Annotated in this window: 21 protein-coding genes; 10 read left to right on the forward strand and 11 right to left on the reverse strand. The window is 71.5% G+C overall.

The window, feature by feature from the left end; genetic code table 11:
- Positions 1 to 210: 210 nt before the first annotated feature.
- Positions 211 to 915, forward strand: coding sequence for an intradiol ring-cleavage dioxygenase (locus BCL76_RS32070; RefSeq protein ID WP_109782860.1), 705 nt, complete (start codon positions 211 to 213; stop codon positions 913 to 915).
- A gap of 9 nt (positions 916 to 924) precedes the next feature.
- Here the strand turns inward: BCL76_RS32070 and BCL76_RS32075 are convergent, their stop codons facing one another.
- The 5 genes from BCL76_RS32075 to BCL76_RS32095 all read right to left on the reverse strand — a co-directional run bounded on the left by BCL76_RS32075 (position 925) and on the right by BCL76_RS32095 (position 9,622).
- Positions 925 to 1,482 carry a YbaK/EbsC family protein gene (locus BCL76_RS32075; RefSeq protein WP_109782861.1) on the reverse strand — a complete coding sequence of 186 codons (558 nt, stop codon included), beginning with the start codon at positions 1,480 to 1,482 and terminating at the stop codon, positions 925 to 927.
- Positions 1,483 to 1,536: 54 nt separating this feature from the next.
- The gene (locus BCL76_RS32080) at positions 1,537 to 2,145 is read right to left on the reverse strand and encodes a putative glycolipid-binding domain-containing protein (protein ID WP_109782862.1); all 609 of its coding nucleotides are present in this window, start codon (positions 2,143 to 2,145) and stop codon (positions 1,537 to 1,539) included.
- Positions 2,146 to 2,500: 355 nt separating this feature from the next.
- On the reverse strand, positions 2,501 to 4,921 hold the full coding sequence (locus BCL76_RS32085) for a SpoIIE family protein phosphatase (RefSeq protein ID WP_109782863.1): 2,421 nt from the start codon (positions 4,919 to 4,921) through the stop codon (positions 2,501 to 2,503).
- A complete protein-coding gene (locus BCL76_RS32090) occupies positions 4,918 to 8,946 on the reverse strand; it encodes a HAMP domain-containing protein (RefSeq protein WP_109782864.1) in 4,029 nt (1,342 codons plus the stop codon). The genes BCL76_RS32085 and BCL76_RS32090 overlap by 4 nt, the downstream gene beginning before the upstream one ends.
- Positions 8,947 to 9,274: 328 nt before the next feature.
- Positions 9,275 to 9,622 (reverse strand): STAS domain-containing protein, encoded by a 348-nt coding sequence (locus BCL76_RS32095; protein ID WP_109782865.1) that lies wholly within the window; start codon positions 9,620 to 9,622, stop codon positions 9,275 to 9,277.
- A gap of 280 nt (positions 9,623 to 9,902) precedes the next feature.
- On the opposite strand from BCL76_RS32095, the gene BCL76_RS32100 reads away from it, so the two are divergent.
- The 5 genes from BCL76_RS32100 to BCL76_RS40100 all read left to right on the forward strand — a co-directional run bounded on the left by BCL76_RS32100 (position 9,903) and on the right by BCL76_RS40100 (position 13,031).
- A complete protein-coding gene (locus BCL76_RS32100) occupies positions 9,903 to 10,787 on the forward strand; it encodes a SigB/SigF/SigG family RNA polymerase sigma factor (RefSeq protein WP_258310021.1) in 885 nt (294 codons plus the stop codon).
- 9 nt (positions 10,788 to 10,796) lie between these two features.
- Positions 10,797 to 11,243 carry an STAS domain-containing protein gene (locus BCL76_RS32105; RefSeq protein WP_109782867.1) on the forward strand — a complete coding sequence of 149 codons (447 nt, stop codon included), beginning with the start codon at positions 10,797 to 10,799 and terminating at the stop codon, positions 11,241 to 11,243.
- On the forward strand, positions 11,240 to 12,214 hold the full coding sequence (locus BCL76_RS32110; RefSeq protein ID WP_109782868.1) for a sensor histidine kinase: 975 nt from the start codon (positions 11,240 to 11,242) through the stop codon (positions 12,212 to 12,214). The genes BCL76_RS32105 and BCL76_RS32110 overlap by 4 nt, the downstream gene beginning before the upstream one ends.
- A gap of 122 nt (positions 12,215 to 12,336) precedes the next feature.
- Positions 12,337 to 12,801 carry an ATP-binding protein gene (locus tag BCL76_RS32115; protein WP_109782869.1) on the forward strand — a complete coding sequence of 155 codons (465 nt, stop codon included), beginning with the start codon at positions 12,337 to 12,339 and terminating at the stop codon, positions 12,799 to 12,801.
- Positions 12,802 to 12,908: 107 nt separating this feature from the next.
- Complete coding sequence (locus BCL76_RS40100) at positions 12,909 to 13,031, forward strand: hypothetical protein (RefSeq protein WP_258310022.1); 123 nt, start codon at positions 12,909 to 12,911, stop codon at positions 13,029 to 13,031.
- A 396-nt stretch (positions 13,032 to 13,427) separates the two neighbouring features.
- Here the strand turns inward: BCL76_RS40100 and BCL76_RS32120 are convergent, their stop codons facing one another.
- Positions 13,428 to 13,871 (reverse strand): flavin reductase family protein, encoded by a 444-nt coding sequence (locus BCL76_RS32120; protein ID WP_258310032.1) that lies wholly within the window; start codon positions 13,869 to 13,871, stop codon positions 13,428 to 13,430.
- A 276-nt stretch (positions 13,872 to 14,147) separates the two neighbouring features.
- Here BCL76_RS32120 and BCL76_RS32125 point away from each other — a divergent pair, with 276 nt between their 5' ends.
- Together BCL76_RS32125 and BCL76_RS32130 are read left to right on the forward strand one after the other, a co-directional pair.
- Entirely contained in the window at positions 14,148 to 14,597 is a 450-nt protein-coding gene (locus tag BCL76_RS32125; RefSeq protein WP_109782939.1) for an SRPBCC family protein, read from the forward strand.
- Positions 14,598 to 14,602: 5 nt separating this feature from the next.
- Positions 14,603 to 15,427 (forward strand): DUF1206 domain-containing protein, encoded by an 825-nt coding sequence (locus BCL76_RS32130; RefSeq protein WP_109782871.1) that lies wholly within the window; start codon positions 14,603 to 14,605, stop codon positions 15,425 to 15,427.
- A 43-nt stretch (positions 15,428 to 15,470) separates the two neighbouring features.
- Here BCL76_RS32130 and BCL76_RS32135 read toward each other — a convergent pair whose 3' ends face one another.
- The 5 genes from BCL76_RS32135 to BCL76_RS32150 all read right to left on the reverse strand — a co-directional run bounded on the left by BCL76_RS32135 (position 15,471) and on the right by BCL76_RS32150 (position 18,802).
- Positions 15,471 to 16,121 carry a VanZ family protein gene (locus BCL76_RS32135; RefSeq protein WP_258310023.1) on the reverse strand — a complete coding sequence of 217 codons (651 nt, stop codon included), beginning with the start codon at positions 16,119 to 16,121 and terminating at the stop codon, positions 15,471 to 15,473.
- 219 nt (positions 16,122 to 16,340) lie between these two features.
- Positions 16,341 to 17,465: a glutamate--cysteine ligase gene (locus tag BCL76_RS32140; RefSeq protein ID WP_109782941.1), complete on the reverse strand. Its 1,125-nt coding sequence runs from the start codon at positions 17,463 to 17,465 to the stop codon at positions 16,341 to 16,343.
- A 217-nt stretch (positions 17,466 to 17,682) separates the two neighbouring features.
- Entirely contained in the window at positions 17,683 to 17,856 is a 174-nt protein-coding gene (locus tag BCL76_RS32145; protein ID WP_109782872.1) for a CsbD family protein, read from the reverse strand.
- A 182-nt stretch (positions 17,857 to 18,038) separates the two neighbouring features.
- The gene (locus BCL76_RS39245; protein ID WP_181382819.1) at positions 18,039 to 18,194 is read right to left on the reverse strand and encodes a DUF6131 family protein; all 156 of its coding nucleotides are present in this window, start codon (positions 18,192 to 18,194) and stop codon (positions 18,039 to 18,041) included.
- A gap of 224 nt (positions 18,195 to 18,418) precedes the next feature.
- Complete coding sequence (locus BCL76_RS32150; protein ID WP_109782873.1) at positions 18,419 to 18,802, reverse strand: PRC-barrel domain-containing protein; 384 nt, start codon at positions 18,800 to 18,802, stop codon at positions 18,419 to 18,421.
- A gap of 292 nt (positions 18,803 to 19,094) precedes the next feature.
- Between BCL76_RS32150 and BCL76_RS32155 the strand changes: the two genes are divergently transcribed.
- Both BCL76_RS32155 and BCL76_RS32160 read left to right on the forward strand, forming a co-directional pair.
- Positions 19,095 to 19,862: a VOC family protein gene (locus BCL76_RS32155; protein ID WP_109782942.1), complete on the forward strand. Its 768-nt coding sequence runs from the start codon at positions 19,095 to 19,097 to the stop codon at positions 19,860 to 19,862.
- Positions 19,863 to 19,949: 87 nt separating this feature from the next.
- Entirely contained in the window at positions 19,950 to 20,276 is a 327-nt protein-coding gene (locus tag BCL76_RS32160; RefSeq protein ID WP_109782874.1) for a GYD domain-containing protein, read from the forward strand.
- The last annotated feature ends 236 nt before the right edge of the window (positions 20,277 to 20,512 follow it).

Below are 20,512 nucleotides of genomic sequence, written 5' to 3' on the forward strand. Positions count from 1 at the left end.
CTGTTCCTGCCGCTCCTCGCGACAGCACCACCGTAGGCGTGAACGAGGTCAGAACGTGTCCTCGTTCGGGTGGCGATCCCCCACGTCGGTGCGGTCTGCCCGGCCGGGTGTGTCGGTGGTGGCCGGGACGCCTTCCGTCCGGCACGGTGGGCGCGATCGGTGGCCGTCGCGCGTCCCGTGCGAGGGTCGCGCCGCACCAGAGAGGTCCGCATGACCGAGAACGGCAGTTCCCCGACCAGCCGCCGTGCCCTCCTGCTGGCCGCCGGATCGGTCGGGGTCACGGCGTTGACGGCGGCCTGCGCCGGCCCGGCCACGACCCGGGGGGCGGCGGGACAGCCTTCCGCCTCGCCGACCGTGGCTCCCTCACCCGGTAGCACCCCGGCCTGCGTTCTCGCCGTCGAGGCGGGCGCCGGCCCGTACTACCTCGACCTGGACCGGGTCCGCTCCGACATCACCGAGGGCCGCAAGGGAGTGCCGTTCCGGCTCGACCTCACCGTCGTGCGGGTCTCGGCCGGCTGCCGGCCCCTCACGGACGCCGCGGTCGACATTTGGCACGCCGACGCCGCGGGCGTCTACTCCACCGGTGCCGCTTCGTTCCTGCGCGGAACGCAGGTCACGGATGGCGCCGGCCGCGGTACGTTCCGCACGATCGTGCCCGGCTGGTACGCCGGGTTGGCACCGCACATCCACTTCAAGGTGCGTCCCGACCGCGGCACCGAGACCACCTCGCAGTTCTTCTTCCCCGAGGACCTGCTGGTCCAGGTGTACGCGCGCCCGCCCTACACGGAGCGCCGCGCGCCGAAGCACCCCAACGCCCGCGACAGCCGCTACCGCGCCGCCGGGGCCGCGATGACGCTGCCCCTCGTCCCCGACGGGGCGGGCTACCGCGCCGCGTACACCGTCGGGATCGCCTGAGCCCGGGCGTCAGAGGAGCGCGAGGCCCTCGATGAGTTCGGCCCCGGGGATCTGCGCGAACAGCTTCCCGGGGGCGATGAGCTTGCCGCGCCGGCGGCCGCTGCCGACGAGTACGTACGGCATGTCGGCGACGGCCGCGTCCACCAGGAGCGGCCAGTCGGCCGGCAGGCCGAGCGGGGTGATGCCCCCGTACTCCATGCCCGTCAGCTCCACGGCCGTCTCCATCGGCGCGAAGGACACCTTGCGCGCGCCCAGGTGGCGGCGGACGGCGCCGTTGACGTCGACCCGGCCGGCGGAGGGCACCAGGCAGGCGGCGAGGGTGACCGCGCCACCGCGCTTGGCGGCGACCACCACGCAGTTCGCCGACGCGCCGAGGAGTTCCGGCCCGTAGTGCGCGACGAAGGCGCCGGTGTCGGCGATCGCGGGGTCGGTGTCCACGTAGACGATCCGGTCCGCGGGCACGTCCCCGGCCCAGCCACGGACCGCTTCGGCGACCGGCTGGGTGAGCTCCGCCAGGCAGTCGGGAGCCGGCACCGCGTTGTCGAAGGACCCGATGGGAGCGCGCATGACCGCACGCTAACACGGCCCGCCGGCTCCTCCCGGCGCCGTCCGTCGTACCCGTCAGCGGGTGAGGGCGGTCGCCAGTTCGGGGTAGTCGAGGACCAGTCCCCGCTCGTCGAACTCGATGTCGCTGTGGAAGTCGCCGGACGAGAAGCGGACCCGCGTGCCCTGCCCGCCGCGCGCGAGCGGCGTGTACGTCTGCCGGTTCGCGCTGACCGCCAGATCGGGTACCGAGACCCAGGCCATGAGGAAGTCGTGGGGGCCACTGCCCGGCCGTCGGTGCAGGTCGTGGCGCAGGACCGGCATGGTGTTGGTGAGCGGGCACAGCCCCAGGTCGCAGTCGAGCGCGCCGTCGAGGTCGGGGCGGTGCGTGCCGTCCACGGTCCAACGGCCCCCGTCGTTGCGGAGGTCGAGACTCCGGGTCGCGACCCCGGCGACCCCGCCCTCCGCGGTGTCCCCGGTACCCGCGGTGTCCACGGTGACGTGCAGGCGCGAGGTCACGTACTCCTCGCCGGTCTCCAGCGTGTACGTCACCCAGTACGGCTCGGGCAGCAGGCCGACGGCCCGCCCGCGTGCGCCGAGCCGGCGCCCGGTGAGCTCCGCCCAGGCGGTCGAGTACCCGTCGTGGGGCAGGACCTCCCAGGTCCGGACGATGCGATGGGTGATCACGGGCCGAGTCTAGTGCTGTGGCCGGAAAGCTTTGCCGGGTTGCGGCGTCCGGTGTGGTGCATCGCAAGGCGGAGGGCCACGGCTCGTACCGGACGTACTTGCGTGGTCCGACAGCGCGGCGAGGTGCCGTGCCGGGCGTCGCGACCCGGTGAACCTTTCCGGTCACGGCACCAGGCCGTCTCTTTCGGATCTTGCCGGTCAGGCCCGCGGCGTCCGGTGCCGTGCCTCGCAAGGCGGAGGGGCGCCCGTGTACTGGACGTACTCGGGCGCCCCGACAACACGGCGAGGTGCGGTGCCGGGCGTCGCGGGCCCGGCAAGATCCGGAAGAGACGGCCTAGGCGGGTGCCCGGTCGTGTCAGCCGACCTGGATGCCGATGACGCAGGTGTCGTCGTCGGTGTCGGACCGGCTCTCGGCCAGGAGTCGGTCCAACTGCCGGTCCAGGTCTCCGGCGCAGGCGGCCGCCGCGTGCATGAGGTGGCCGAGGGAGTCCTGCACCGAGGAGTCCCGCCGCTCCACCAGTCCGTCCGTGTACATCAGCAGGACGTCGTCCGGTTCCAGCCGGACCTCCCGCTCGGCGTACGTCACCTCGGGGAGCGCGCCGAGGAGCAGGCCCTCGATGAGCGGGAAGGCCTCCGCCTCGCCGTCGCGGACGAGTACGGGTGGCAGGTGCCCGGCGCGCGCCCAGCGCATGACCCTGGTGCTGGGGTCGAAGATCCCGCAGACCGCGGTGGCCGTCACGTGCTTGGCGAGATGGTGGGTGACCGTGTTGAGCCAGGACAGCAGTTGGGCGGGGCCCGCTCCGGTCACGGCGAGGCCGCGCAGCGCGTTGCGCAGGACGACCATGCCGGTGGCCGCCTCGATGCCGTGTCCGGCGACGTCGCCCACGGAGAGCATGACCAGACCGGAGGGCAGGACCACCGTGTCGTACCAGTCTCCACCGACGAGCGACTCGGTCTCCGCGGGCCGGTAGCGGACGGCCACGCGCACGCCGGGGGCCTCGACGGCCGGCGGGGTGGGGGGCATGATCGCGTGCTGGAGCTGCAGGGCGAGGCGGTTGCGCTCGGCGGATTCGGCCTCGCTGTGGGCGAGTTGGTCCCGGGTCGCGGCCAGGGCGACCTCGGTCCAGTGCTGCGCGGAGATGTCCTGGTAGGCGCCCCGGACGGCGTGGAGCCGCTGGTCGGCGTCGAGGACGGGCTCCGCGACGACGCGGATGTGCCGGGTGATGCCGTCGGACCTGCGCAGACGCAGGTTGACGGAGGCCGGCCGGCGGTAGCGCAGCACGGCCCGGAGGAAGCGGGCCAGGGCGGCGGAGTCGTCGGGGTGGGCGTAGCCGGGCAGTTCCCGTAGCCGTACGGGTGCGGCGGTGGTCGGCAGGCCGTGGAGCGCGTACAGCTGCGCGTTCCAGGTGATGTCGCCGGTGGCGAGGTTCTCCTCGAAGCCGCCGATCCGGCCCAGGCGCTGGGCGTGCTGGAGGAGGTCGGCCAGTCGTGCCGTCTCGTCCTCGACGCGCCAGATCAGCAGGACGGCGGCCCCGTGCCGGCTGACGCTGATGTCCGCGACGGAGGTGAGGGGGATCTGGTCGACGAGCGCGGTCAGGCTCATGCGTTCGGCGCGGAAGGGCTCGCCCGTCGCGTGCACGCGCTCGACGATGTCGAAGAGGCCGCTCTCGCCCCCGGCCATCGGGTAGGCCTCCAGCAGGCGCGCGCCGTTCACGTCGCCGCGCGGCCGCCCGGCGGGATCGACGAAGCGGCTGCTCGCGTGGCGGATACGGAAGTCGGTGAGCCGCCCGTCGTGGTCGAGCACCGGGGTGAGGACCACGGCGGGGTCGTGCAGGCCCTCGGAGAGGTCGATCAGCTCGGCGACGTCCGGGAGCACCGCGTCGAGTGCGCCGGGATCGGCCGTGGGCGCGGCGTCCATGGTGCGGGCGCAGAGTTCGGCGAGGGCCTCCACCTGGCGCTCGATCTGCGGGGGTTGCGGCGCGAGGGGGTGCGGCCAGCAGATTTCGAGGACGCCGTGGATCCGTCCGCCGGTCCCGGCCGGTACGGCCATCCGGCCGCCGTCGGGCCGCTGGAGGTGGCCGATCGAGGGAGGTCCGTCGTGCCGGCTCCGGGCGACGGTGACCAGTCGGCGCTCCTGCAGCGCGAGGCGGGCGACGGTGGAGACGCCCGGGGGGACGTGCCGCCAGCGCGCGGCTTCGCCGGGCGGGAAGCCGGCGTGGCCCGCGAGGGCCAGCGAGCCGTCGGGGGCGGCGCTCCAGACGGCGACGGCGTCCGCGCCCAGGGGTCCGAGGGCGTTCGTCAGGAGGGACTCGGCCACCGCCTGGGTGTCGTCGGCTGCGGCCAGTACCCCGCTCTCCGCGGTACGCAGGCGCACCGAGAGCGTGGTGGAGCCCTCGTCCGGTTCCGGCGTGCCGGTGCGCCGGGCGAACGCGGCGGCGACCTCGCTGACGTGGTCGCGGGAGGCCTGGTTGACGATGTCGGCGGCGAGTTCGAGCGAGGACAGCCCGGTCTCGCGGGAGAGCTCGTCGAGCTGACGCGCCGCCGCGGCGGGGGTGCAGTCGAGCCGGCCGATCAGGATGCCCTTGGCCAGTTCGATCAGGGCCCTGCCGTCCGCGGCGGCGTGTGCCTCCCGCACCTCGCGGCGGAGCCGTTCGACGGTGGCGACCAGGCGCCCCAGCGGGGTCTGCGCCTGCTGCGGGACGGTCTTGCGCGGCGGCTCCTCGGCGAGCACCGCGGGCGAGCGGGTGTCGTCGGGCCGCTGGGTGTCGGGGGTCATCCGATGAGCCAGTGGCGGACGCGGGCGATGAGGTCGTCGGCGTCGACGGGCTTGGTCACGTAGTCGCTGGCTCCCGCGGCGAGACTCTTCTCGCGGTCGCCGGGCATCGCCTTGGCGGTGACCGCGATGATGGGCAGCCCCGCGTAGGCCGGCATCCGGCGGATCTCGGCGGTCGCGGCGTAGCCGTCGAGTTCGGGCATCATCACGTCCATCAGGATCAGGTCGACGCCGTCGTTGCGGACGAGGGTGTCGATTCCCTTGCGGCCGTCCTCCGCGTGGAGCACGCGGACACCGTGCAGTTCCAGCACGCCGCTGAGGGCGTACAGGTTGCGCGCGTCGTCGTCGACGACGAGGACGGTGCGGCCGGCCAGGTCGTCGTCGAGCGGATGGGTGGTCTGGCGGTCCTGGGTCTCCGCGTGGACGAGGGGCAGTACGTCCCCGGGCCGCTCTGCGGACAGGTGCAGCACGATGCGTTCCCGTAGCTCGTCGAGACTCGACAGCAGTTCCAGTCGGCGCGACGCGGCACGGTCGCGCAGGGCCCGTTCCTGTCCGGTCTTCAGGCGGGGGTTGTTGTGCGCGAGGACCGGGAGGGAGGAGAGCGCCGGGTCTCCGTCGAGCGCGTCGAGGAAGCGCAGGGCCTCGCCGCCGGGCATGTCGAGTTCGAGGACGACGCAGTGGAAGGAGTGCGAGGCCAGGGCCGCGGCGGCGTCCCGCGAGCTCGTGGCGTTGATCACCTGGACGCCCTCGTGGTGGTCGCCGGGCGGCCGGTGGTCGGGGGTGAGGTCCCGGTCGGCGCTCTCGGCGACGAGGGAGAGCAGGCCGTTGGGGCGCTCCTCGATCACCAGGAGGCGGCGGGGCCGCCGCTGCGGCGGAACGGGAGCGGTCGCGCCCGCGGCGGCGGTCGGTACGGGGCGCCCGGCGGTGGCGGTGGGCGGGGCCGCCGCGGCGGCCTCGGGGAGCGGCTCCTCCTCGTAGTGCGCCCGGCTGACCGGCAGGAAGAGGGTGAAGGTGCTGCCCTGCCCCGGTGTGCTCTCGGCGGTGACGGCGCCGCCGAGGAGTTGGGCGATCTCGCGGCTGATGGAGAGCCCGAGCCCGGTGCCGCCGTACTTGCGGCTGGTGGTGCCGTCGGCCTGCTGGAAGGCGCCGAAGACGGATTCCAGCTGCTGCTCCGGGATGCCGATGCCGGTGTCCCGTACCCGGAAGGCGAGCATGGGCGCGCGGCCGGGGAGCCCCACGGGGACCTCGGGCCCCGCGGCGGGTTCGATCCGCAGTTCGACACCGCCGCGCTCGGTGAACTTGACGGCGTTGGAGATCAGGTTGCGCAGGATCTGGCGCAGCCGGGCGTCGTCGGTGAGCAGGTCGGTCGGGGCGTCGGGGGCGGTGGTGACGGTGAAGTCGAGGCTCTTCTGCGTGGTCATCGGCCGGAAGGTGGCGTCGACGTACTCCAGCAGCTGCGGCAGGTCCACCCGCTCGGGGTTGACGTCCATCTTCCCCGCCTCGACCTTCGAGAGGTCGAGGATGTCGTTGATCAGCTGCAGCAGGTCGGAGCCCGCCGAGTGGATGATGCCTGCGTACTCGACCTGCTTCGGGGAGAGGTTGCGGGTCGGGTTCTGGGCGAGCAGCTGGGCCAGGATGAGGAGGCTGTTGAGCGGGGTCCGCAGCTCGTGGCTCATGTTGGCCAGGAACTCGGACTTGTAGGTGGAGGCGCGCGACAGCTGTCGGGCCCGGTCCTCCAGTTCCTGCCGGGCCTGTTCGATCTCCAGGTTCTTGGCCTCGATGTCGCTGTTCTGGCTGGCGAGGAGGGCCGCCTTCTCCTCCAGCTCCGCGTTGGAACGCTGCAGTTCCACCTGCTGGACCTGCAGTTCCTCCGAACGCGCCTGGAGCTCCCCGGTCAGCCGCTGGGACTCCTCCAGGAGTTCGTCGGTACGGGCGTTGGCGACGATGGTGTTGAGGTTGACGCCGATGGTCTCCATCAGCTGGCCGAGGAAGTCCCGGTGTACGGGGGTGAAGGCGGAGAAGGAGGCGAGTTCGATCACGCCGAGGACCTGGTCCTCCACGACGATCGGCAGGATGATCAGGCTGCCCGGGGTGGTGTGGCCGAGCCCCGAGGAGATGACGTAGCCGCCGGGAACCTGGTCGGTGGCGATGATCCGGTGGCTGCGCGCGGCCTGTCCGACGAGGGACTCCCCGAAGGCGAAGCCGGTGCCCTGACCGGCGCCGGCGGGGCGGCCGTAGGAGCCGACCAGGATGAGCCGGGGGCCGCCGGGGCCGTCCTCGGCGAGGTAGAAGGCCCCGTACTGGGCGGCGACGAGCGGGGTCAGTTCGTCCATGACGAGTTCGGCGACGGCGGCGAGGTCGCGGTGGCCCTGCATCAGTCCGGAGATGCGGGCCAAGTTGGACTTGAGCCAGTCCTGCTCCTGGTTGGCCCGGGTGGTCTCCCGCAGCGAACCGACCATGGAGTTGATGTTGTCCTTGAGTTCGGCGACCTCACCCGAGGCGTCGACGGTGATGGAGCGGGTCAGGTCGCCCTCGGCGACCGCGCTCGCGACCTCGGCGATGGCCCGGACCTGGCGGGTGAGGTTGCCGGCCAGCTCGTTGACGTTCTCGGTGAGTCGCTTCCAGGTGCCGGAGACGCCCTCGACCTCGGCCTGGCCGCCGAGCCGGCCCTCGCTGCCGACCTCGCGGGCCACGCGGGTGACCTCGGCGGCGAAGGAGGACAGCTGGTCGACCATCGTGTTGATGGTGGTCTTCAGCTCCAGGATCTCGCCGCGGGCGTCCACGTCGATCTTCTTGGACAGGTCGCCGTTGGCGACGGCCGTCGTGACGAGGGCGATGTTGCGGACCTGGCCGGTGAGGTTGTTCGCCATGGAGTTGACGTTGTCGGTGAGGTCTTTCCAGGTGCCCGCGACGTGGGGAACCTGCGCCTGGCCGCCGAGGCGGCCCTCGGTACCGACCTCCCGGGCCACCCGGGTCACCTCGTCGGCGAACGCGGACAGCGTGTCGACCATCGTGTTGATGACGCCGGCCAGCGCGGCGACCTCGCCCTTCGCCTCCACCATGATCTTCTGCGAGAGGTCGCCGCGGGCGACGGCGGTGGCCACCTGGGCGATGGACCGCACCTGGCCGGTCAGGTTGGACGCCATGACGTTGACGTTGTCGGTGAGGTCCTTCCAGGTGCCCGACACCCCGCGGACCGTGGCCTGACCACCCAGGTTGCCCTCGGTGCCGACCTCGCGGGCCACCCGCGTCACCTCGTCGGCGAAGGCGGAGAGCTGGTCGACCATCGTGTTGATGGTCTCCTTCAGCTCCAGGATCTCCCCGCGCGCGTCCACCCGGATCTTCTGCGTCAGATCGCCCTGGGCCACCGCCGTGGTGACCTCCGCGATCGAGCGCACCTGGGCGGTCAGGTTGTCGGCCATGACATTGACCGACTCCGTCAGGTCCTTCCAGGTACCGGACACGCCCTTGACGTCCGCCTGACCGCCGAGTCGGCCCTCGGTGCCGACCTCGCGGGCGACCCGGGTGACCTCTCCGGCGAAGGCGGAGAGCTGGTCGACCATCGTGTTGATGGTTTCCTTCAGCTCCAGGATCTCCCCGCGCGCGGTGACGTTGATCTTCTGCGAGAGGTCGCCCTTGGCCACGGCCGTGGCGACCTGGGCGATGGAACGTACCTGGGCCGTGAGGTTTCCGGCCATGAAATTGACCGAATCCGTCAGGTCCAACCAGGCGCCCCCGACTCCCGGTACGTCCGCCTGGCCCCCGAGGGTCCCCTCGGTGCCCACCTCGCGGGCCACCCGTGTCACCTCGGACGTGAACAGGGACAGTTGGTCGGCCATCCCGTTGAACACGGTGGCGATCTCGCCGAGCAGCCCGTCCCCGGTGTCGGGCAGCCTGGTACGGAAGTCCCCGTCGCGTACGGCCGTCAGGCCGGCCAGCAGCTGGCGCAGCTCCGATTCGCCGATCCGGTCCTCGCCCGGGAGCGCCGGTGACCCGCCCGGTGCCTCCGTACCCGTCCGCTCAGCCATCCGCCAACCTCACTCTAGACAACGACCGTGCCGGCGCACGGGACAGGACGTGACAGGGGTGCGCACCGGATCCCTCGGCCCGGCCGGGGGATCCGGCGTAGATGCACGACCGGTGATGAAGGTTATCGCCGACGGACGCGGGCGCGATCACCCGGTCGACCCGTCGCCCGGGTCGATGGGTCACCCGGTCCCCCGGTCACGGTGTCCGATGGGGTCCCGGCGGACGAGGCCGGGACGGGGAGGAGGGCGATGCCGAGGGCGAGAGGGAGCGAGGACCGGGTGCGGTGCTGCCGGCACTCCGGTCAAGCCCCGCGGTCAGGCCCCGCGGTCACGACCCGCCGACGGCGTCCTCGACGCTCGGGTGCACGGAGAGGACCGTATCGGCGCCCGTCAGGGCGAAGAGACGGCGGAGTTGCTCGCCGGGGGCGGCGATGCGCAGCGTGGTGAGGTGGTGCAGCCGCAGCAGCAGGTTCAGGAAGGAGGAGTCGCCGAAGGTGATGGAACCCGCGTCCAGGACCACCAGCCGGTGCCGATCCGCGGCGGAGGCGAGCGCCTCCTCGAGCGGGGCCAGCGTGTCCTGGTCCAACTCCCCGTGCGCCGCCACCACCCAGCCGGCCCCCGCCAGGTAGCTGTTCCCGACGACGCCTTCCTGGTACGCGTCCCCTGCTCCGGCCATGTCCGCCTCCCCGGATCGTCACCATCGTCACCTGTACGGCTTCCGCAAGGGAGTATGCCTGTTCCTCGACCGGTCGAGGGCACCAAGGCCCGCGGCACACGCGCCCGGAGGCCGGCGCCACCTCATCGGCGGCCGCGCAAAAAAGTTTTTCGCTCAGAGCGTGTAAGAGATCGAAGTGGGGGCACAAGCGCCCGAGCAGCCGTCAGTCAATCGGGAGGGAACGGCCATCATGTCTCGCTCGGCCACCGTCACAAGCCCCATTCGTGCAGCAGACGCGCACATGACGCCCGCTCCGCCCGCTGCGTCCGGCAGCGTGGAAGCCCCTCAGTGGGACGTGGAGCTGCCCGAGGTGAAGAACGCCCGGGAGATGGCGCCTTCCGACGCGCGCCAGCTCTCGAAGCTCTTCTTCCTCAGGCTCGCCACCCTGGAGGAGGGCACGCGCGAGTACCAGTACGCCCGCAACACCCTGATCGAGATGAACCTGTCGCTCGTCCAGTTCGCCGCCCGGCGCTTCCGCGCCCGCGTGATGGGCGGCGGTCTGGACATGGACGACATCATCCAGGTGGGGACCATCGGTCTCATCAAGGCCATCGACCGCTACGAGCCCGAGCGTGAGGTCGAGTTCTCCACTCTCGCCCTCCCGTACATCACGGGCGAGATCAAGCGGTACTTCCGTGACACCACCTGGGCGGTGCACGTTCCGCGCCGGCTGCAGGAACGGCGTACGGAGCTGGCCAAGGCCCAGGAGGCACTGACCGACGTCCTCGGTCGGTCCCCCACGGTCAAGGAGGTCGCCCAGCACCTCGAACTGACCGAGGACGAGGTCATCGAAGGGCTGGTCGCCGCGAACGGCTACACGAGCGGTTCCCTGGACACCAGCGCCGAGGGCGACGAGCCGTCGACGTCGACGAGCCGGACGACCCGCCCGCTGGCGGACCGCCTCGGCGAGGTGGACCCCGCCATGGAGCTCTTCGAGGAGTTCCACACCCTCGCGCCGCTGCTGGAGCAGCTGGACGAGCGCGATCGGCGGATCCTGCGGCTGCGCTTCGCCGAGGACAAGACACAGGCGGAGATCGGTGCGGAACTCGGCATCTCGCAGATGCAGGTCTCGCGCCTGCTCTCCCGGACCCTGACCCGGCTGCGTGCCGGAATGCTCTCGGTGTAGGCAGCGCGCATGCCCTCACCACACCGGAACGACGGACCCGTCCCGCCCGTGCCGCCCATCGCGTCCGTCGGCGCGCAGGCGCTGTACGACGACGCGATGTGGGCGGACGCGGTCCTGCGGTGCGCGCACGTCCGGGCGGGTACGGTCGCGATGCTGACCGCCCAGCCGCTGCGCGACCGCCCCGGTGCGCTGCTCAGGGGCAGCTGCGACCTGGACACCCGGCAGATCCTGTGGGCGGCGCTCGGCGTCGTCATCCGGATACCCGGGCCGGTCGTCCACCTCGACCTGTCCGCCGTGGGCTTCCTCGACGCGGCCGCCGTCGCCGCCCTGGTGCGGGCCAACGCCACCGTCACCGGCCAGGGACGTCGCCTGCTGCTCCACCACCCGCCATACTCGCTCCGCAAGCTCGTGGAGTTGTTCCCGGACGAATGTGCCGCGCTGGAGGTCGCAGCATGATCAATCTTTCTGCGTCCGGCGCCTCCGAGGCCTTCGTCCACCCCGCCCTCTTCTACCGGGGGCAGGCGGACTACCTGGCAGGGGTGGGAGGGTTCGTACGTACCGCCCTCGCGGCCGACGAGCCGGTGCTCGTGGCCGTACCCGGTCCGCGGCTGGATGCCCTGCGCGAGGACCTCGGCGCGGGCACGACCGGGGTCACTTGGACGGACATGACGCAGCTGGGTCGCAATCCCGGCCGCATCCTGGCCGCCCTGCAGGACTTCGCCGACCGGCACGCCGGCCGGGCGGCCCGGATCGTAGGCGAGCCGATCTGGCCCGGCCGCTCACGGGCCGAGGTACGGGAGGCCACGCGGCACGAGGCGCTCATCAACACCGCCTTCGCCGGCCGGCCGGCCACCGTGCTGTGCCCGTACGACGTCCTCGGCCTGCCGGCGGCCGTGGTGTCCGATGCCCGGCGTACGCATCCCACGCTGCTGGAGGACGACAAGTCCCTGCTCAGCCCGGAGTACGCGGACGCCTCGGCGGTGTGCGCCGACTGCGACGACCCGCTACCCGACCCCGACGGCGGTACGCCCTGGCTCTCCTACACCCACGGCGAGCTGGGCGAGGTGCGCGCGTTCGTCGAGGCCTGGTCCCACGGCACGGACCTGGGCGCGGCACGGCGCGGCGACCTCCTCCTGGCGGTCAGCGAGGCCGCCGCCAACTCCCTGGCCCACGGGGGCGGGAGCGGCGCGCTCCGGCTGTGGAGCACCGCCGAGGCCGGTGCCGGTGCCGGTACGGGTGCCGGTGTCGTCGCGGAGATCCGCGACGGCGGTCACCTCGCCGACCCGCTGGCGGGGCGCCGGCGCCCCGCGCTGGCCTCGGTCGACGGCGGGCGCGGCCTGTGGATGATCCACCAGCTGTGCGATCTGGTGGAGATCCGGGCCTCGGACAGCGGCCTCACGCTGAGACTGCACATGACAGCCTCCTGAGCGACCGGCGTCCCCTTAGACTGTCACTCGCACGCTCGGATCGGATGTCCTCGGCCCCACGGGGCGGCCTGTTCGTTCCCGCGAACAGAGACCAATATCAATGGTGGGGGTGAGAGACCACAGTGGAAACGATCGGGCCGGAAGCCGGCGATCGTAGGCCTGCCGGGCTGTCCGTCGCCGGGCAGCGCCGTCGGCTCGCCCTGGCCGGCGTACGCGGACCCGTGGCCAAGGGCCGCGACTTCGCACGCCAGGCCCTGCTCGACTGGGGCTGGAGCGGGACCGAAACCTCCGAAGACGCCCTGCTGCTCGTGTCCGAGCTGCTGACCAATGCGACCCTGCACGCGGGTGGTTGCGTCGAGCTCGCACTCTCGGCCGGTGAGGTCCTGCGGGTCGAGGTCTTCGACGGCACGACGACACCGCCCCGGAAGCACCCGTCGCCGCAGCGTGGGCTTCCCGGCGGCCACGGCCTCTACATCGTGGAACGCGTCTCCGACCGCTGGGGCACGCACACCCACGAGAACGGCAAGGCCGTCTGGGCCGAGATCGAGGCATCGCGGCTGACGTCGGGCAGGTCCACGGGCCTGTGACCGGGCCGGGCCGCCTCGCGCCCGCGCCCCGGTCGTCCCTCGTACGCGTGCCTGTGCCTGTGCCTGTACGGGAGCTTCGTTCGGCGCGGCGGGGGCAGGCGCGCGGTATGACATCTCACGCGCACGACTCCCTGGCCATGACCCCGGCGCCCGGCCCGGCCTGGCTCCATCTGGCCGTCATCGCGTTCGCTCTCCTCGTCCTGCTCCACAGCCTGGCCCGGCACCGCTGAAGCGTGTCTCTTCGCTCGGCCGGGATCTCGTGCCGACGATCTGCTCGACGATCCTGAACGCCTCCCTGCCCATGGGACAGGTCGAACCCGTCGTCGTCGATCCGACGGACGGATCCAGGAGAAGCACTCCAGGCTGTCGGGCGGGCCTGGCTGCGGCACGACAGGACACGACACGACACGACACCCACACTACGAATTACTTTGCTTCGGGCTGTTTGAGCCTTCGATTCGGGGCCAGACGCGTGAGTGTCGGCGAGTCGCCGTTTCGAGCGGGGCGGCGACTCGCCGAGATCCGTGGCCGCACGCCGGTGTCCCGTCCCCCCGGGCTCCGCGTGCGGCCGCGGTCCTGCGTGTGCTGACCCCGCCCCCGAAGGGCCCGGCGTTCACGCGACGGGGTCAGGCCGGCTTCCCGGGGTCGATGTCCTTGACATCGTCGTACCGCAGCAGCGCGGGCGCGGTCCGCACCGGTGGGGAGACCTCGGTGGGCGACAGCAGGAAGCCCACGTGGTCGCCTCCGTCGATCCGGGTCTCGATCCGGCCGACGAACCACGCACGCGCTCCGGTCAGCAGCGGACTGCCGTCGGCGCTGGGCCGCCAGTCGACCTGTGCGAACTTGTCCACCTCGTCGCCGGTCTCGCCACCGAACAGTTCGGCCGGCCCACACCGGTCGCGATCCAGCACGTGCACCGCGAGGTGCGAGGCGCCGCGGGCCACACGGTAGGTGTGGTTGCGCACGGACAGCCACACCACGAAACGCGGTGGCCTGATCGAACACTGCGAGGCGAAGCCGACGAGACAACCCGACCGCTCGCCCGCGGCCGCCACGGTGACCACGTACATGGGACCGTTCAGGATTTCGGCGAACGCGTCCAGTTCCGTCTCCGGCACGACCCCACCTTCCACCCGCTCCCACCTCGTCGTCCGCTGGGCGGGTACCCCGGTCATCGGCGTCGAAGCACCTCGGCATGAGGCGGACAGGTGGTGACACGAGGCGGACCGGCGCGGCGCATGCACCGCCCGGGGTCGGGTAGCCGGGCCCTGAAGGGTCCTGACGGCGGTTACCGGCATCGCGGGATGCGGGGCGGGGCCGCCGACGACGACACCGAAGGGATACACATGTCGCACGTCGAGGAATACGTCGAGGTCAACGTTCCGGTGCGGACGGCCTACAACCAGTGGACGCAGTTCGAGGAGTTCCCCATCTTCATGGAGGGGGTCGAACGGATCCATCAGCGCACGGACACCCTCACCCACTGGGTGACGAACGTGAACGGTGTGCAGCGTGAGTTCGACGCGCAGATCACCGAGCAGCTCCCGGACCGCCGCGTCGCGTGGATGACGGTGGACGGGGAGGCGCGCCAGGCCGGACTGGTGACCTTCCAGCCGATCGACGCGACCACCACCAAGGTCGTGCTGCACATGAACTGGGTGCCGGACGGGCTGGCCGAAAGCGCCGCCGACAAGCTCGGCTTCGTCAAGCGGCAGGTGGCCGGCGATCTGAAGCGGTTCAAGCTGTATATCGAGTCCCGTGGAAGCGAGACGGGCGCCTGGCGGGGCGAGGTCTGACCGCGATGGTCGAGGGTCGCGCGAGTAGAGGCGTCCGGGCCGCGTCCCGCGGTGGCGGGGCCCGAGAGGTCACGGCGCGCTGCGGGCTACTGGCCCGCGGCGTGCTGTACGCGCTGATCGGGCTGCTGGCCCTGCGCGTGGCCTTCGGTGATTCCGGGGGCAAGGAGGCCGACCGTCAGGGCGCCCTCCAGGAGCTGATGGGAAAGCCCTTCGGTCACGTCCTCGTCTGGGCGGTGGGCATCGGGCTCGTCGGCATGATGCTGTGGCGCCTGTCGGAGGCGGTGTTCGGCGCTGCCGGACCCGACGGCGGTAAGCCGATGAAGCGGCTGGCCTCGGCGGGCCGGACGGTCTTCTACGCGGCGGTCGCCTTCTCCGTCCTGTCGTTCGCGACGGGCGGGGGCGGCCGCTCCGGAGATCAGCAGTCCCGCGATCTGACGGCCCGGGCGATGGAGCTGCCCGCCGGCCGGTGGCTGGTGGGTGCGGCCGGGATCGGGATCGCCGTCGCGGGCGTGGTCATCGCGGTGCAGGCGGCGCGCCGCAGCTTCCGCAAGCATCTCGCCATGGGCGGGGTCTCGGCGCGGTGGCGCAAGGCCGTCGATGTCCTCGGGGTGGGTGGCGGCCTGGCCCGGGGCGCCCTGTTCGCGGCGGCCGGCGGCTTCGTCGTGTACGCGGCTGTGCGCTACGACCCCGCGCAGGCGAAGGGCATGGACGACACCCTGAGGTCGTTCACCCTGACGCCTGCGGGACCGTGGCTGCTGGTCGCGGTCGCCCTCGGGCTGATGCTCTTCGGGGCGTTCTCCTGGGCCATGGCCCGGTGGCGCGAGGTCTGATCCGGGCCGGCGGCGGGGCCGCCGCCGCCCCGCTCCTCGGGGTTCAGCGGTGCCACCAGTGCCTGCGGCGGGGGTGTACGGCCCGCCCCAGCCGCAGGCCGATGAACAGGTACCCGAGGAGCGCTCCGGACGTGTTGAGGATGACGTCGTCGATGTCGAAGACGCGTCCGGTGACCAAGGCGCCCTGGGTGAGCTCCACCAGTGTCATCAGGGCGACGGTCACCACGGCGACCCGCAACAGACCCCGGGCCGGCGGCAGCAGGACCGGCAGGAGCACCCCGAACGGCACGCCCATCAGCAGGTTTCCGCCCAGCTGTCGCACCGCCTCGATCGTCGAGGTCCCGTCCAGATAGGCGCTGATCGAATGGCCGGGTCGGACATTGCTGTGGACGAGGGCCGCCGAGGCGGCGGACGGTTCCAGTGTCAGCCGGGCCAGGACCACACCGAACAGGACGGTCCCGACGAAGGCGATCACCATGGCGAGCGCCCGGACGACCGGATGTACCGGAGGTCGTCGCCTGCTGCCGGCCGCCACGGCCGTGCCCTCGGATCCCGCGGTCTTCTCGGCTTTCTCCGCCTTCTCGACCCTCTCGGGCGGCTCAACCCTCTCGAGCCTCGCGACTCTCTCCGGCTTCACGGTCTTCTCGTTGTCGTCGGACACCTCACGACGCCGCAGCGCTTGCCTCCATGTCATGCGGGCGCGCTTACCCTGCCGACGGCCGTGTACGCGTGCTCCGCTGACGGTCCGCCATGGCAGCCCGACCGCCGGTGACGTCCGTGCGCGGGCGCCTGCGCACGCGCGCAACGGCCCGGCGAACACAGGGCGGCGTCACGGTACGAAGGCCCTGGACGGTCGGAGCCGGCTGAGCGGCGCGCCGAGCGGCGAACAGCGAGCGGAGAGCGGCGAGCGGCCTCAGAAGGCCGGTGCGGCCGTGGTGGTGTCCGCGCAGGCAAGGACCATGGCTGCGAGATCGCCCCGCTCGCCCAGCAACGCACGCTGGACGCGGGCTCCGTTGCCCCGTTCCAAAAGGTTCGCGATCTCCGCACTCACCCGCTTCTCGTCGCCGTGATCGACGAGCGCTTGGCGCACGTGCTCATGGAGGGCCTGCACGGCGGCGACGGGAGCGGTCTCGCGCATCGTCAGGGGATGCAGCAGAGGCCCGTCCAGTCCTGACTTCCCGGCCCGCCAGCCGGCCAGCCGCAGCAGCCCCGTATCGACCCGCGCCGGCGGCTCCCCGGCCCGCCAGGCGCGGGCAGCCGTTTCGACCAGCGCACGGACGAGAGCGGCCATGAGCACCGTGGTCCCGGCCTGCAGGCACACGTCCGCGACCCGGATCTCCACCGTGGGATAGGCGGCCGACAGGCGGGCGTCGAAGTAGATCATTCTTTCGTCGTGCAGCACTCCGGTGTCCACCATCGCGCGAACCTGCTCGTGGTAGCGGTCGGCGGACCCGAAGGCGTCCACCGGCCCGGCCGAGGGCAAGCGGTTCCACACCCGGCTCCGGTAGCTTCCGTACCCGCTGTCCGTACCCTGCCAGAACGGAGAGTTCGCGCTCATCGCGATCAGTACGGCGAGCCAGGGGCGGATCCGGTCCAGGACGGCCACCCCCTCCTCGTCCGACTCGACCGAGACGTGGACATGGCATCCGCAGGTCAGCTGCTCCTGCGCGGTCAGACCGAACTGCTCGGCGATCCATTCGTACCGCGGTCCGGCGCTGCGCGAGGGCCGTACGTGCAGGGGCGAGGTACCGAGGGCCGCCACACGGGCTCCGGCGGCCGCGGCGTGCCGCGCCGCCTCCGTACGCCACCGGACGATCTCCTCCTGGAGCTCGCCCATCTCCGTCACCGGCTTGGTGCCGAACTCCACCTGCTCCCTCTGGAGCTCTTTCTCGAAGACGTGCTCCTTCACTCCCCCGCCCTTGGAGCACTCCCCTGTGCAGTGGTCCGCCGCCGCCAGGACCGCACCCGACACGGCGAGCGGCTCACCGGTGTCGGCGTCCACCAGGAACAGCTCTTCCTCCACGCCCACGCTTCGCATTCCGCCGCCGCCCATCGCTCCCGGGTTCAGATCGATACAGGTGGCCGCGTTCGCGGTGAGCGCCCCGATGCCGCGCGCACCCGCGGAAACCTTGCCGTCTCACGTTCACATGTATCGCGGCTCCGTGCATCCGCCACCACGGAGGACGCCGCCGTTCATACGCCGAGGTCCCGCGCCCTGGGTGGGTGCGGGACCTCGGCGGAAATGCCGGTGCGCGTCAGCGCTTGAAGACATCCTTCATCTTCTCCTTGGCCTGGCGGGCGTCACCCTTGGCCTTCTCGGCCCGGCCCTCCGCGGTCAGGCTCTCGTTGCCCACCGCGCGACCTGCTGTCTCCTTGAGCTTTCCCTTGGCCTGCTCGGCCTTGGCGCGGCCCTTCTCCTTGTCCGACACAGCTGATCACTCCTTGGGATTCGGAACGAACGAACGAAAGGGGAACGACGTTTTCCTTTTACCTTTCGTCTTTCACCCGACTGTCTTACCCGGCTGTTGACCCGAATATCTCGCCGACGGAAATTCCGGGGGCCGTGGTCCGCACGCCCCCGACGTCACGTGTACGGCGCGGAACCTGCCGATCAGTAGTAGTGGCGACGACCGCCGACCGCGTGCCCGACCGAGCCGAGGATCCACAGCACCGCGCCCACCACGAGCAGGATGACCCCGATCGTCCACAGGATGGATATCCCGGTGAGGAATCCCACGATCAACAGAATGAGCCCGACAAGAATCATGATGTCCTCGTTCCTGCTTCGGAATTCGACGGAACCGTTGGGTCCGCCGGGCGTCTTATGCAGCGTCTACCCTGAAAATCCGAGTTAATCGGTTCCCCGCTCATTTTCTGCGGCTGAGCAGCCGGGCGAGAAATGCCTCCGCGTCGCGGCCTGCCGAAGCGGCGGACAGGGCCTGGGCCAAGGCCCGGACCCTCGACCGCTCGGTCACTCGGTCACTCGGGCTGTCAGGCGCGGTGGCTGCCGACCGGGCCGTCGCCGCTCAGCCCGCCGGCGCTGTAGTAGTCACCGAGTTCCGCCCGGTAGGCGGGGTCACGCAGGTGCTTGTCCTGGTGGAACTCGGGGGCGTTCTTGATCCGGTCCTTGGTGGCGTTGACGTAGACCTTCTCCTCCTGGAGGTCTATCCGGGACACGGTGCTCGCCGGGAGGAGGACTTCCTTGCCGAAGATCCACACACCGGTGTCGACGACCAGGTAGGCGTCGCCCAGGTCGTAGGAGTGCTTGTCGACCTTCCCGATGGCGCCGTCGGTCGCCTCGACCTTGTACCCGGTGAGATCGGCCCAGGTCAGGTGGCCCGACGCCGGCTGGTAGCTCCACACATGTTCGGTCACGCGAAACAACTCCTCCCGGTAGGGGTGACCCGTCGCGTTGCTGACGACCGACCGGTCACGGACCGCACCGCGACACGTGGGACCCGTCACGGAGACCTTCCGTCTGTGCCGACGCGGCTGCCCGCCCTGCCGCCGACCAAACACCGGCCCGGTTCGCACCGCGCCTCGCGGCCCAGTGCCGCCGCCCGGTCTACCGTGGAAGGGTCCCGTCCCACGTCAACGGCAGATGAGGCTGACAGCTGTGTCGACTTCGAGCCACGAGATCTTCGGTGCGCCGTGCTGGGTCAGCCTGCTGGCCCGGGATCTCGAATCCACACAGCGGTTCTACGCCGGCGTACTCGGCTGGGACTTCCGGCCCACCCACCTCGGGGCCGGCATCATGGTCGCGTTCCGTGACGGAGCCCCCGTGGCGGGCATCGGGTCCCTGGCGGGGAGTACCGGCGCGCCGGTGCTGTGGACGCCGTACTTCGCCGTCGAGGACGCCGACCTGACCGCCGCCCGGATCCTCGAACGCGGCGCCACCATGGCGGTCGGCCCCGTGGCCTTCGGCACCGGCCGCATCGCCTTGGCGGCTGACCCCGCGGGGGCCGTCTTCGGCTTCTGGCAGGGCGAGGTCGTCCCCGACTGGTCGGTGGGCCGGGGAAGCGCGCCCGCGTGGCTGGAACTGCGGACGCGGGACGCGTTCGCGGCGGCCATCTTCTACGGAGAGGTCCTCGACTGGGCCGGATCGCGCCCGGGCTGCTGCGCGGTCTCGTACGAGCACGCCCACGTCGTCCTGCGCCACGGGCGCGACACCGTGGCCCGCATCAGCGGCGGCGCGCTCGAAGCGGCACCGGACCCGGAGGTCCGTCCCCGCTGGCACGTCCACTTCCGCGTGCCCGACCTGGAGGCGGTGATCGAGGCCGCGACCAGGCTGGGCGGCAGGACCGCATCGCCCGTGCATACGTCCAGCGTGAGCCGGTGGGTCGTTCTCGCGGATCCCGACGGGGCCCTCTTCACCGTGGTGACACCGCAAACCGAGCGCGCTTCCCACGGGGTGCGTGCGGGTGGAGGCAGGTGAGGAAGTCGTTCGGGGGATCCGCAGGCCTCGACCGAAGCGTCTCCCGTCCCATCGGGGCATCCCTCGGTGGAACGAAAGGGAGACCTGATGCCGCTCTATCTGTCCAGGTTCAGCTACACACCGGAGACGTGGGCGAGGCTGATCATCCACCCCGAGGATCGCTCGAAGGCCGCGCAGGCGTACATCGAGTCCGTCGGCGGCAAGCTCCACGGCTTCTGGTACGCCTTCGGCACGCATGACGGCTACAACCTGTGGGAGGCCCCCGACAACGTGTCCATGGCCGCGGTCGCACTGGCGATCGGTGGAGGCGGCGCGCTCGCTTCGTTCGAGACGACGGTCCTCCTGACCGTTGACGAAACCCTGGACGCCCTGCGCAAGGCCGAGGGGGTTCGGTACCGTCCACCGGGCGCGTAGCGGCTCAGGCCGGCGCGGGCGTGGGCCGTCCGGGTCCGGTCGCGGGGAAGGTCACGGCCTGCCCGTACCTCGGGAGTCCCGATCGGTAGTCGCACGGCACGGCGATTCGTTCCGCAGCCCGGGGTTGACGGGGTGCCGAAGCGATGCCGAGGCCATGCCGAGCAACCTTGCCCGTTTCTCGCAGTCCCATAGCGACTCGGTGTGGGCGTCGGCCGGGCCGGTCGGGTCGATCGCCA

Origin of the sequence: Streptomyces sp. CG 926, from assembly GCF_003148825.1 — a bacterium.
In the GTDB taxonomy this organism is placed as follows: Bacteria; Actinomycetota; Actinomycetes; order Streptomycetales; family Streptomycetaceae; genus Streptomyces.